General features: G+C 28.1%; 9 protein-coding genes. 4 read left to right on the top strand and 5 right to left on the bottom strand.

Going from position 1 to position 12535, the window contains the following annotated elements; all coding sequences use genetic code 11:
* The first annotated feature begins 226 nt into the window (after nucleotides 1–226).
* Nucleotides 227–1189 carry a DMT family transporter gene (locus HBE96_RS08835; RefSeq protein WP_169297394.1) on the top strand — a complete coding sequence of 321 codons (963 nt, stop codon included), beginning with the start codon at nucleotides 227–229 and terminating at the stop codon, nucleotides 1187–1189.
* Between the two features lie 127 nt (nucleotides 1190–1316).
* Here HBE96_RS08835 and HBE96_RS08830 read toward each other — a convergent pair whose 3' ends face one another.
* From HBE96_RS08830 to HBE96_RS08815, 4 genes are all read right to left on the bottom strand, one after another.
* Nucleotides 1317–2486 carry a peptidoglycan-binding protein gene (locus HBE96_RS08830; protein WP_169297393.1) on the bottom strand — a complete coding sequence of 390 codons (1170 nt, stop codon included), beginning with the start codon at nucleotides 2484–2486 and terminating at the stop codon, nucleotides 1317–1319.
* A 179-nt stretch (nucleotides 2487–2665) separates the two neighbouring features.
* A complete protein-coding gene (locus tag HBE96_RS08825; protein WP_169297392.1) occupies nucleotides 2666–4504 on the bottom strand; it encodes an extracellular solute-binding protein in 1839 nt (612 codons plus the stop codon).
* Between the two features lie 2 nt (nucleotides 4505–4506).
* Nucleotides 4507–5376 (bottom strand): ABC transporter permease, encoded by an 870-nt coding sequence (locus HBE96_RS08820; RefSeq protein WP_169297391.1) that lies wholly within the window; start codon nucleotides 5374–5376, stop codon nucleotides 4507–4509.
* Between the two features lie 13 nt (nucleotides 5377–5389).
* Nucleotides 5390–6475, bottom strand: coding sequence for a polyamine ABC transporter ATP-binding protein (locus HBE96_RS08815; RefSeq protein ID WP_169297390.1), 1086 nt, complete (start codon nucleotides 6473–6475; stop codon nucleotides 5390–5392).
* A gap of 564 nt (nucleotides 6476–7039) precedes the next feature.
* On the opposite strand from HBE96_RS08815, the gene HBE96_RS08810 reads away from it, so the two are divergent.
* Both HBE96_RS08810 and HBE96_RS08805 read left to right on the top strand, forming a co-directional pair.
* On the top strand, nucleotides 7040–7588 hold the full coding sequence (locus tag HBE96_RS08810; protein WP_169297453.1) for a LytTR family transcriptional regulator DNA-binding domain-containing protein: 549 nt from the start codon (nucleotides 7040–7042) through the stop codon (nucleotides 7586–7588).
* A 12-nt stretch (nucleotides 7589–7600) separates the two neighbouring features.
* Nucleotides 7601–8044 carry a hypothetical protein gene (locus HBE96_RS08805; RefSeq protein WP_169297389.1) on the top strand — a complete coding sequence of 148 codons (444 nt, stop codon included), beginning with the start codon at nucleotides 7601–7603 and terminating at the stop codon, nucleotides 8042–8044.
* Nucleotides 8045–8162: 118 nt separating this feature from the next.
* Here the strand turns inward: HBE96_RS08805 and HBE96_RS26240 are convergent, their stop codons facing one another.
* A complete protein-coding gene (locus HBE96_RS26240; RefSeq protein ID WP_243186869.1) occupies nucleotides 8163–9170 on the bottom strand; it encodes an Ig-like domain-containing domain in 1008 nt (335 codons plus the stop codon).
* A gap of 344 nt (nucleotides 9171–9514) precedes the next feature.
* On the opposite strand from HBE96_RS26240, the gene HBE96_RS08795 reads away from it, so the two are divergent.
* Nucleotides 9515–12229 (top strand): sigma-54-dependent transcriptional regulator, encoded by a 2715-nt coding sequence (locus HBE96_RS08795; protein ID WP_206154864.1) that lies wholly within the window; start codon nucleotides 9515–9517, stop codon nucleotides 12227–12229.
* The last annotated feature ends 306 nt before the right edge of the window (nucleotides 12230–12535 follow it).

Genomic DNA, 12535 nt, shown 5'->3' with positions numbered 1-12535 from the left:
TATAAATATTATATAAATATTATATATTATAAGTATTTAATTTATAAGTTATCTTTTGTTATACTAGCATAGTAGGCACAAATAATCAATTATGCTAAATTGTCGAAAATTTCTTAAAATATTAAAAACTTTAGCACATTATGTAGAAGTTTTTAAATTTAGGTAGATTAAAAAAGTGAAATAGTTGTCTATTAGAAACATAATTTTGCATAGGGGAGGGGTTTAGTTGAAACAGGGATATATTAGTATTATTTTAGCAACAGTATTGTTTAGTAGTATGGAGGTAGCATTAAAACTAGTTTCTGGTCAATTCAATCCAATACAATTAACTTTTTTAAGATTCTTAATAGGGGCAATCATACTTTTACCCATAGCTTTAAAAAGTTTGAAAAGCAGAAAAATTTTATTAGATAAAAATGACTTTAAAATTTTTGCATTAGAAGGATTTATATGTGTTGTAGTTAGCATGACTTTTTATCAATTAGCGGTTCTATATTCTAAAGCATCTATTGTAGCTGTGCTATTTAGCTGCAATCCAATATTTGTAATACCTTTTGCTTATTTTATGATTAATGAAAAAATATGTAAAACTACAATTATATCATTAATTATAAGTATTTCAGCTATTGTAATTATTATGAATCCATTTCACATGACAAATAATATTTATGGTATTTTATTCACTATCCTATCTGCTATTACGTTTGCGTTATATGGTGTAGTGGGTAAGAAATATAGTAAAAAATATGGTGGAGTTGTACAGAGCTGCTTCTGCTTTTTCATGGGAAGTGCAGAAATGTTATTGCTAATTCTTATTAGTAAAATACATTTAGTATCACAAATAATTGGAAAATCTAAATTTAAAGTTTTTGCAGATATACCTATTGTACAGGGAATTACATTATCCAGTATACCAGGTCTAATTTTTGTAGGAATATTTGTAACCGGTTTAGGCTATACTTTTTACTTTTTAGCAATGGAAAAAACATCTGCAGCAACTGCATCTTTAGTTTTCTATATAAAGCCTGCACTAGCTCCAGTATTGGCTTTAGTAATTCTAAAAGAAGTTATAAATTTAAACACCATTGTAGGAATTATTCTAATTATTATAAGTTCATCCATAACCTTTGTATCAAATAAAAACAGAACAAAGATTAAAAGTGTTGAAATAGATGAAGAATTAGTATAAATACTGCAAAATTCTAACTAAAGTATTTGTAGAAAAAACTTAAATAGCTACGTATGAAACAAAAGAGATTGTTAATAAAACTAACAATCTCTTTAAAATATATATGCATTTATTTAAACAGTATAAATTATCTATTAGCAGAAATATTAATCATAGCTTGATGATTTGGATCAATTTGCCAATCTTTGTGCCTTAAACTTCCTAAAAAGTGAATATCAAAATGACCATTCATATCGTTACCTTTTACATAATCAAGATTAGGGCCTGTACCATAATTCCCAGATCTATTTGCAATAGAAACATCTGAAGGATACGCATCTAAGCCCGCATGAGGCATGCCAGCAACAGAAACAGCTATTTTTCTACCATTTGTTTCAAGAATCATTGGACGTACATTCCAGGTCCAACTCCCCCCAAATGCCTGTTTCATAGAAGCTGTATCCTGTGCTGTAAGTGTTTCAGAGTCAGCATGACCAGCACCTATGGTTCTTTTTACATTAAATTTTATACCATTAAAAAAATCTGTAAGAGTTCCTGAAGCACCAATTGGAAATACATATTGAGCTTCTGTAAACCATTCCAAGTCTTCGCCGAATTTTCCATAGATGGGTTTTACAGGAACATTTATTTTAGGAATTTTTAATACCTGTCCAACGGTTAATATAGAACTTGTTGTAAGATTGTTTTCTTTTAACAGGTCATTTTGGGTAATTCCAAATTTTATTGAAATATTCCAGGAGTTATCGCCAGATTTAACAGTGTAAGTTGAATACGATTTAGTTGGAATATATTTTGAATCTATTATCTGAGCTATTTTTGAAAATAAAGTTGAATTAGCAGTTCCAGTTATAGGTAATTGATTGTCTTTTTGAAAATTAGAAACTGCAGTTTGAGTTAATGAACCATAATAACCAGTAGGTGATACAGAAAGATAACCTAGTGCATTTAGATAGGTTTGAAGCTCCGAAACTCGATCGTGTCTAATTCCATAAGAAAGTACTGGAGGTTCACCAGAAAGAGCTTTATTAAGTTTGCTTAAAGTAGTTAGATTTAATCCACCATCTGCAGTTAAGTTGTTATTTGTTTGGAAGTTTTTTACTGCTAAATAAGTAGAGTAGGCATAATTACCATCGATGTTTCCATTATAATAATTTAAGGTTTTTAAATCAGTTTGCAGTTCTGATACTTGATTTCCTACAGAGTAATAATAAAGGGGTTGGGTAATCTGAGCATGAATGTTAGTAAGTGGTAATAATAAAAAAGCTGTTGTTAAAGTTACAATTAGTTTTTTATTCAAAATATCACCCCATGTAAATTTCATTTATATATAGATTATACTAAATCTTATTAAAAAGTTTAACAAGAAAGGTATGCCAGGTATCCTTAAAATTGGAATTATGTAAATAAAAAACCCAAAGACTAAAAATTTAAGTCTTTGGGTTTTATGTAATTTTAAGTGAATTATTTTACTTATTTCTATTGTTTAACTTCGGACCAAATTTTATCAAGATTTGTTACTGAACCGCCTATATCTTTTAAATATTCGCCGGTTTTCATCTTACTTTTTGTTGGATATACTGCTTTATCATCTAGTATATCTTTATCGATATATTGATGTGCAGCCATATTAGGATTTCCATAAGGGAAGTAACGTGAAATTTCCGCACTTATTTCTGGTTCCATTATAAAATTCATAAAAAGTTCTGCGGCTTTTATATTTTTTGCTCCCTTAGGTATTACAAAATTATCTTGTTGTAAAAATAAGCCTTCTTCTGGAATTACATACTTTACATTTTTATTTTCACGCCTTGCAAGGCTTCCTTCTGCACCCCAAGCAAATATTGCTTTTGATTCTCCATTTATAAGACTGGTTTTAGGACTATCACTATCATAGGATTTTACATTTGCTTGAAGTTTTTTTAGTTCTTCCTTTGCCTTTGCAAGAGCTTCAGGATTAGTTTCATTTATAGAATATCCAAGTTTTTTTAGGGTTATTCCAATTATAACTCTTTCATCATCCAGTAAAGTTAAAGAACCTTTAAGCTCAGGCCTCCAAAGATCTTTATATCCTTTAATACTTCCCTCTGGGATTTTCGAACTATCATAAGATATAACTCCTGCAAGATACATATAAGGAATACTGTACTTATTACCTTTATCAAATGGTAAATTTAAGAATTCAGGCCCAATATTATTTAAGTTTGTTAGGCTACTCTTATCTATTTCTTGAATTAGTGACTGTTTTTTTAGTATCTCAACCATAAAGTCACTAGCTACAGCAACATCATAGTTTCCTCCGCCAGCCATTAATTTTGCTAACATTTCTTCATTAGAGGAGAATGTACTGTAATTTACTTTAATATTATAGGTTTGTTCAAATTTATCAATTACTGATTGAGGCAAATATTCAGACCAATTAAATACATTTAAAACCTGCTTAGGTTCACTGTTGTTTTTTGCAAAGGCAAATAATCCGCCGCCAATACTTCCAATTACAATAAAAATTGATGTAAGTATTGCTGTTACCTTTTTCATACTTATATGTGCATTCCTAATAATAAGTGCAAAAACAATTATTGCCATTGTAAACAAGATTAATAATGTTGAAAGTGCATTAATTTCAGGAGTTACTCCGAATTTTACCATTGAAAATATCTTTAATGGTAAAGTTACACTTCCAGGTCCTGCAACAAAGAAACTAATAATTACATCATCTAAAGATAAAGTAAATGCTAAAAGTCCTCCAGCAATAACACCAGGCATTATGATTGGCAAAGTTACATAGAAAAAGGTTTGAAGGGGAGATGCTCCAAGATCCATCGCTGCTTCTTCTACAGACTTGTCAAAGCCGTCCAATCGAGTTTTTACTACTGCAACAACGTAAGCTATACAAAAGGTTACATGTGCAATAATTAAGGTTACCTTTCCAAGTGGAATTTTTACAATTGCAAAAAAGGCAAGGAGAGATATTCCCATAACTATTTCAGGAATAACAAGCGGTATATATAATATGGAATCAATAATTCCTTTTCTTTTAAATTTGTATCTGTACATTCCAACAGAACATAAAGTTCCAATAATAACGGATAAAATTGTACTTAGAATAGCAACTATAAAAGAATTTTTAACAGCTTCAAGTATTCCTACATTATGAAGTAAGCTTCCGTACCACTTAAAAGTAAATCCTGTCCATACTATATTTAACTTAGAGGTATTAAATGAGAATCCAATAAGTATCATAATTGGTATATATAAAAACATAAATATTAAAAGCATATAAAGGGATTTTAAAAATGTGATTTTATTGTTTTTCATTACTATAATACCTCCTTTTTCTCTTTTTTACCGCCAACTTTTGAATTATAGGAAATAACTGCAACCATAACAATTATTAATATAACTGATATAGCGGAACCAAAAGGCCAGTCTCTTGCTGTAAGAAATTGATTCTTAATAAGGTTACTCATAAGGACTACCTTACTTCCACCCATTAGATCAGTTATAAAAAAGAGACCTAGGGTTGGAACAAAAACCAAAAGAGAACCAGATAAAATTCCACCTTTTGTAAGAGGTAGAGTTATCTTTAAAAATTTTCTTACTGGTCCTGCACCAAGATCAGATGCAGCATCTAATATTCTCTTATCTAGCTTTTCTATAGAGGTATATAAAGGTAATACCATAAATGGAAACATCATATAAAGCATACCAATCATAACTGCAGTGTTGTTATACATTAAATGAAGCGGTGACTTTATTAGACCAAAATGTAAAAGCATTGTATTTATAATACCTTCTGATCTTAATAGTACTATCATTGCATAGGTCCTAACTAAAGAGTTAGTCCAAAATGGAAGTATTATAAGTAGAAGAAATAATGGTTTTAACTTTTTACTTGAATTTGCAACAATAAATGCAAAAGGGTATCCAAACAATAAACATAATAAAGTGGTATAAACTGCAATAATAATTGAGTTTATAAATATATCAATATAAAGGGGATTTAAAAGCTTTGTATAATTAGAAAGTGTAAAGTTAAACACTATGTTCCCTGTATTACCTCGTGTGCAGAAGCTTACCACTAATATGAGAAAAAGAGGCAAAACAAAAAATATAATCATCCAAAGCAGGGCAGGGGCAATTGTAGTTAAATATTTTAAAAGGGGATTCTTTGATACTTTATTTTTCATATGCCTGTCCCCCTTATGCCTTAATAACTATAGTATGATTAGGTTTCCAGGTTACAAAAAAGCTTTTATTTTCATCTAAAAATTCGAAGTTTTGTCCTATTGGTTCATTTACTACAATTTCTTTACCATTCTTAAGAAGCATTACTATTTTTATGTTTGAGCCGATATATATTTTCTCCTTCAATTTACATTGAAGCCATACATCTCCTTCTTCAGGATTTTCTTTTATCTTAATTCTTTCAGGTCTCACTGAAACAGTAAACTTATCACCTAAATCATAATTTAAATTAGGTATTCTAATTATGTCATCTTCCTGTTCGAGTTGAAGTAAAACTTCAGTTCCCTTTAATTTAAATACCTGTCCTTCAAGTATATTTGTTTCACCTAAAAAGGAAGCAACAAATTTAGTTTTAGGTTTTTCATAAAGTTCTTCAGGTGTACCAATTTGCTCTATAACACCATTATTCATAACCACTATTCTGTCAGACATTGTAAGCGCTTCTTCTTGATCATGAGTTACAAATACAAAGGTTATACCGAGCATTCTTTGAAGATGCTTAAGTTCTAATTGCATCTGTTTGCGCAGTTTTAAATCAAGAGCACCTAAAGGTTCATCTAAAAGCAGGACTTTAGGACTATTTACCACAGCTCTTGCAATAGCTACACGCTGCATTTGTCCACCACTTAATTGAGAGGGCATTCTATTTTCGTAGCCATCAAGCTGAACCATTTTTAACATTTCATGCACCTTATTTTTTATCTCCATTTTGGGTGTCTTCTTCATATTAAGTCCAAAGGCTATGTTATCAAAAATATTCATATGTGGGAATAATGCATAATTTTGAAATACAGTATTTACACATCTTTGATAGGGTGGTTTATTAGTAACATTTTCTTCATCAATAATAATTTCACCACTAGTTGGTATTTCAAAACCAGCAATCATTCTTAAAGTAGTTGTTTTTCCACAACCACTTGGTCCAAGCAGAGTTAAAAATTCACCTTTTTTAATTTCTAGGTTTAGATTTTTTATTACTGCATTGTTTTCATCAAAAATTTTACAAACATTCAACAACTGAACAAAAACATTCTTTGTCACACTCTAACAACTCCTTTTATTAAATATTAAGTAAAAAAATAAAAAACTTCTATTGGTATATTTTAAAAACCAATAAAGAAGTTTGGTTATATAACTGTATAATTATATACAGTCTATAATAATTATAACCGAAGAGTATAATAGCATAATAATTTCTAAATTTCAACAATATTTTCATATATGCTTTAGAGTTAACGTAAAATGACAAAAAGTTGTTTAAAATATATCAATATTAGTCTAATATTGTTAGTATATTAAAAAATAGTAACTTTTTATATAATATACTTTGCAATTAAAATAATGTATCTTGCATATTGAATAATGCATTTCAAAAGAAATGTGTAGTTGAAAGTTTTTAAATTTAATAAAATAGAACTATAAATTAAACAAGGATATTATCAATAAACCTTGCTTAGGTCTAGTATTATGGTATATAGATATTAGATAAACAATTTAACTTTAATGAAATGCAATATTAATAAAAAATTATAGTATACCTTTGGCATTTTTTTATTTAAAGCTATAATTAAGATGATTAAGATATTTGAAAATGAGGTTTTCACTATGGAAATGGATTTAATTTGTTCAGAAAATATTAGGAGAATACTGCATGAGATTCTTACTAATAGGAAAATAAAAATTAGTAAAGATTCTAAAGTATGTGTGATTGAAAAAGGATTTGAGTTAGAAACAGGTAAAATAGGCATATATTTCGACATGGAATCTATAAATGTTTTAATTGATTATTTAGACTATGTGTCACGAAACAAAGAAGACTTTAGCAATGTAATCACAGGTAAATGTGATGAGGATGAACTAAAAGTACTAACTTATGATAATATTTATTATTTTGAAGCTATGGGAAATGATGTTTTTTGTAGGACAGTAGATAAAAAATATAAGGTTAAAGAGAAACTATATGAGCTGGAAGAAAGATTGCAAAGTAAGGGCTTTATAAGGATAAGCAAGTGCTTTATTGTAAATATAGTTAAAGTGGATCGTATTATTTCATGGTTTAATAGCAAGCTTATATTAAAAATAATGGACATAGATGAAGACGTTTATGTTACAAGAAAATATCTAAATGAATTTAAAAAATTTCTTGGATTTTGAGGTGTTTTGATTATGAAAAAGAATTTGAAAGATTTCTTATTTAATTTATTAGTATCGTCACTTATTGGATTATTTGTTGGCATGGTTGAAATAATTATTAGGAATATGAATAACGAAGTAATTGTTACATTAATCAGTGACTCTTTAATTGGTGGTGTTATAGGAACAATTTCTATGATTACTTTCATATATATATTTCAAATGAAAGAAATAGATGTAAGAATAGCATTTATAGCAGTGTTTATGATAATAGGGATTATTTCTAGTGTACCATCTATTTATTTTTATTTAGTTGAAAATATTAATATTTCTATATTAAATTTGATGTCAATTTTAATATCAGCAGAATTTCTTGGAATGAGTCTTTGTTATTATTCTTATAAAAAATCCTCAGAGCTTAATTCAAAACTTATAAGCAAGAAAAAACAATTTTCGGAAAAATCAAGTGATTCTTAGATTCAGGTGGGGGTATTAGCAACGGTAGCCATGGGATAAATTTTAAAGAGTATTAGAAGTATATGAAAAAAGGGCTGTGGTAATTTCACAGCCTTTATGTATATTTAAAAAATTTTTATTATACACTACTTGCTTTAATGCTAAAGTGTAATTGATATTCTTTCTTTAATGCATTACCTTTACTAGAATGTACTTTGGTTCCAATGGTCAATGTATAATTTTCTCCTGGTATATAACCATCTTGTGGAGCAGTTAGTACGATTGTTTTATTATCTTCTCCCAATTTCATTCCTACATCTACTGAAACACCCTTACTATTTGTTATTGTAATACCTTGTTTTGTCATATCATTAAAGTTAACATCTCCTGTGAATTTAAGTGTCCATGTTTTGTCAGTATCTACTATTTGATCGTCTATAAACTTTTGTGTATTTACATTACTAGATGGATTAAATAATTCCGATCCACCAAATACATATAAATCATTTGTTCCAGTATTTTTTACAACCATTCTTTCATTTAAATCTAAAGTTGTACTGAATGAACCACTTCCAGATGCTGAAGAAGGATTGGTAGAATTATTGTAATAGTAATCGATAGTACAGTTATTACTAATATACAACATCATTTTAGCAGATGCAGTATTTTTATATTCAAAAGAATCTCCCACAGCTACTTTAACTATATTTAGAGCTTTTTCATTTACTTTATGACATGAAAAATCAGCATCACTAATAATTACACCAAAGGATCCATCTGATTTTTCTCCAAATCTTTTGGTAATAGCATCAAGAAGAATTGGTTCATCTCCTTTATTAGTTATAATAGCTCTATCTCCTGACATTATACCAATAAATGTATACTTTGAAGCATCCATTCTTTCATCTCTTAAAGTATTATCTGGTCCATATACAGCAACATCAATTTTATAATAATATCCGTATTGCCAATATCCATTATCTACTTCCATCATATCTGATGTATTATTGGTAAATTCAGCACTTTCTCCTGGGTTAAGAGTAAGAGCATTACTAGAGGCATAAACAGTTTTTGTGGAAATTGTTAAATAAATTGCCATGATAAATAGTCCAAATAATATTGGTGATAAAAATTTCTTTAATTTCATATGGTAATTCCTCCTTAGTTTTCATGCTAAGGAAATTTTACCATGGCCTATTAAAGCTAGTCAAACGAAATGTTTATTATTTTTCTTAAATATTATAATATTTCATTATTTTAAGGGTATTTAAACGAATATTAGAGTTTTATCTATATTTTTCGTTGATATACGGAATATTGCTTTAAGTATTAAAAGATATAAATTAACTTTTATCACATGATATTATATATTTTACAATAGTACTACAAATACTTATTATTCGTATGATATAATTTACTTATGTGGTAAAAATATCATGAGATAGAAGGTGATGAACTATAAAAAAATCAAAAGATATTATATTTAAATATTTGCATAAAAAATGCAGCGATCAAAAAAGACAAGGTGTAACTAAAACATTAGGCTGCAGTACTAAGGAAATTGCAGATAGTTTGTCTCTTCAAAGAACAAATGTGAGTAGTATATTAAATAAATTATGCAAAGAAGGAAAGATTTTTAAAATAAAAGGGAAACCTATTATATACTCAGTAAGTTTATGCCAAACACAGTACGAAAATGAAATGAATTTGAAAAGAAACTTTATTAATTTTAGCACCATTATTGGTAGAAATAGAAGTTTGAAAAAATGTATTGAACAAGCTAAAGCTGCCATTTTATATCCACCTAATGGGCTAAATACGCTGCTTTTAGGCCCAACTGGTGTTGGAAAAACAATGTTTGCTGAAGTTATGTATAAATTTGCAATAGAAAAAGAGGTTATTTCTTATAATAGTCCTTTTGTATCTTTTAACTGTGCAGATTATGCTAATAATCCACAGTTAATATTAGCACATCTCTTTGGAAGTAAAAAAGGTGCTTTTACAGGTGCCGATAAGGATAAATCTGGGCTTGTGGACAAAGCTAATGGTGGAATATTGTTTCTAGATGAAATTCATAGATTACCTCCTGAAGGTCAGGAAATGCTATTTATGTTAATTGATAAAGGAATATATACACCTTTAGGCGACATAGAGAAAAAGAAAAGCAGTAAAGTACGTATAATATGTGCAACCACAGAAGATGTGGATAGTGCACTTTTAGGCACATTTACTAGAAGAATTCCTATAACAATAAATATACCAACGCTTAAAGATAGAAGCCTGGAGGAAAGATTTGAACTTACTTGCGAATTTTTCAAAACGGAATCAGAAAGGATTGGAAGGGAAATATTTGTATCAACCAATACGATAAGGGCTTTACTTCTTTATAATTGTACAGGAAATATAGGACAACTAAAAAGTGATATACAACTTGGATGTGCTAACGCGTTTTTAAAATATGTATCCAAGGGCAAGAAAAAAATAGAAGTACATAGTACAGATTTCTTAAATAATGTAAGACAAGGGCTACTATTATACAAGCAGCATTCACAGGTAATAGATAAAATAATTAATGAGGATATAGAATTAAATTTTAATTCTAAGATAACTAAACATAAGATTAAGGTAAATGATAATTCTTTACCTAATAATTTTTATGAAAGCATTGAGAAAAGAATACAGGAACTTAAAGAACGCGGCATAGAAGAAAATGACATTAATTTTTTAATGGCTTTTGATATAAAAAAGTATTTCAATAAATATATAGGTAAGTTTAATCAAGAAGTAAAAAAGGAAGAACTTTCAAAAATAGTAGATGAAAGAATAATTAATATAGTAGAAAAGTTTTTAAAGATTGCATCAGATAAAATGAAAAAGGTTTTTCCAACCAGGGTATTTTATGGTTTGTGCCTACACATTAGTTCAAGTATTGAAAGAATCATTAATAATAAAAGTATAGCTAACCATAATCTAAATGGAATAATAGAAAAAGACAGAGAAGAGTATAAATTAGCATTAATTTTAGCTAATAAATTAGAACAAGAATTTAGTATTAAGATATCATCAGAAGAAATAGGATTTATTGCTATGTTTTTATGCGCAGATAGTATAGATGAAAATGATGTGATTTATAAACCAATTATTGTAGTAGCAATGCATGGAAAAAGTACAGCTTCATCTATGACTGAAGTTGCTAATAAATTAGTAGGTGGTGGCAATGTATACGCTTACGACATGCCTCTGGATAAAAAGCCTCAAATGGCCTATATGGAACTTAAAGATTTTATAATAACAAATCATCAAGGTGCAGGTGCAATACTTTTAGTAGATATGGGATCTTTAGGAATGTTTGGAGAGCTTATAAGTGAAGAAACAGGAATTGAAATAAGGGTTATTGATATGGTATCTACATTACTTGTTATTGAGTGTGCAAGAAAAGCTTTGACTAATAATAATATAGATATTATATGTGAAGAGGCAAAACAATCAGTATGTCTTTTAAATAGTTATAATATAAGTTTGAGTGAAACTTATATACCAAGAAAGGATAACATAATAATAACTAATTGCATTACAGGAGAAGGCAGTGCTATGAAGGTAAAAAATATGATTGAAGAAAGGATAAATTTAACTTCAAAAGATATACAAATAGTTCCTATATCAGCTAGTGATAGAAAAGAAATGTATAATACTATAAATATATTATCTAAAAATAAAAAAATTATTGCTGTAGTTGGAACTGTAAATCCTAATATATATGGAATACCATTTGTACCTGTTTCAGAACTCTTTTTAGATTCTAATTATACAAGAATAAGAGATATAGTAAATAGAGTCAAAACTTTAGAAAGTTTCTATAATGAGATATTTCAAAGTCTAGAAAATGAAATCGAAGAATTGGATATGAATGATTTTAAAACTCTATGTATAAATTTTTTAGATAATGTAAGAGAAAATATAAATAGTGATGTAGATATATATATGGTTTCAGGACTGATACTTCATTTAGCATGTGCTATAATAAGGCTTATCAATGAAGAAGATACACCTAAATGTGCAAGAAAAGAAGAGGTAATGAATTACCCAAAAGAGTATTCTTCCTTAAAGAAATCATTAAAGTCAATAGAGGATTTTTATAATATCAAATTTTCCGATGATGAATTTTGTTATATACTAATTATAATTTTAAACATAGTAAATGTATAAGTTGAATTTACTAATTTCATTTAATATTTATAGGGCCATTTTTATTTTAAGTAAAATTTTGTTAAATATGTACTATAAATTATTGAATGATGATTAATCTGCATTCAATAAATAAGAAAAATTAGTATGTGTATAGAAATAAGTTTGTAGAAAAGTACAATGTGTATAAATAAATAGTATACTCATTAATAATAAGTGTCATGTGTATTGAATTTTTAAAATGTGTATAAAAGATCATGGAAACATAGGGTAAGTTCCTATGTTTTTGTTTTGGTATGTTTTTTGCTATATAAATAAGCAAGGATA

The organism is Clostridium muellerianum (assembly GCF_012926525.1).
Lineage (GTDB): Bacteria > Bacillota > Clostridia > Clostridiales > Clostridiaceae > Clostridium_AM > Clostridium_AM muellerianum.
This window is presented reverse-complemented; position numbering and strand designations above follow the sequence as displayed.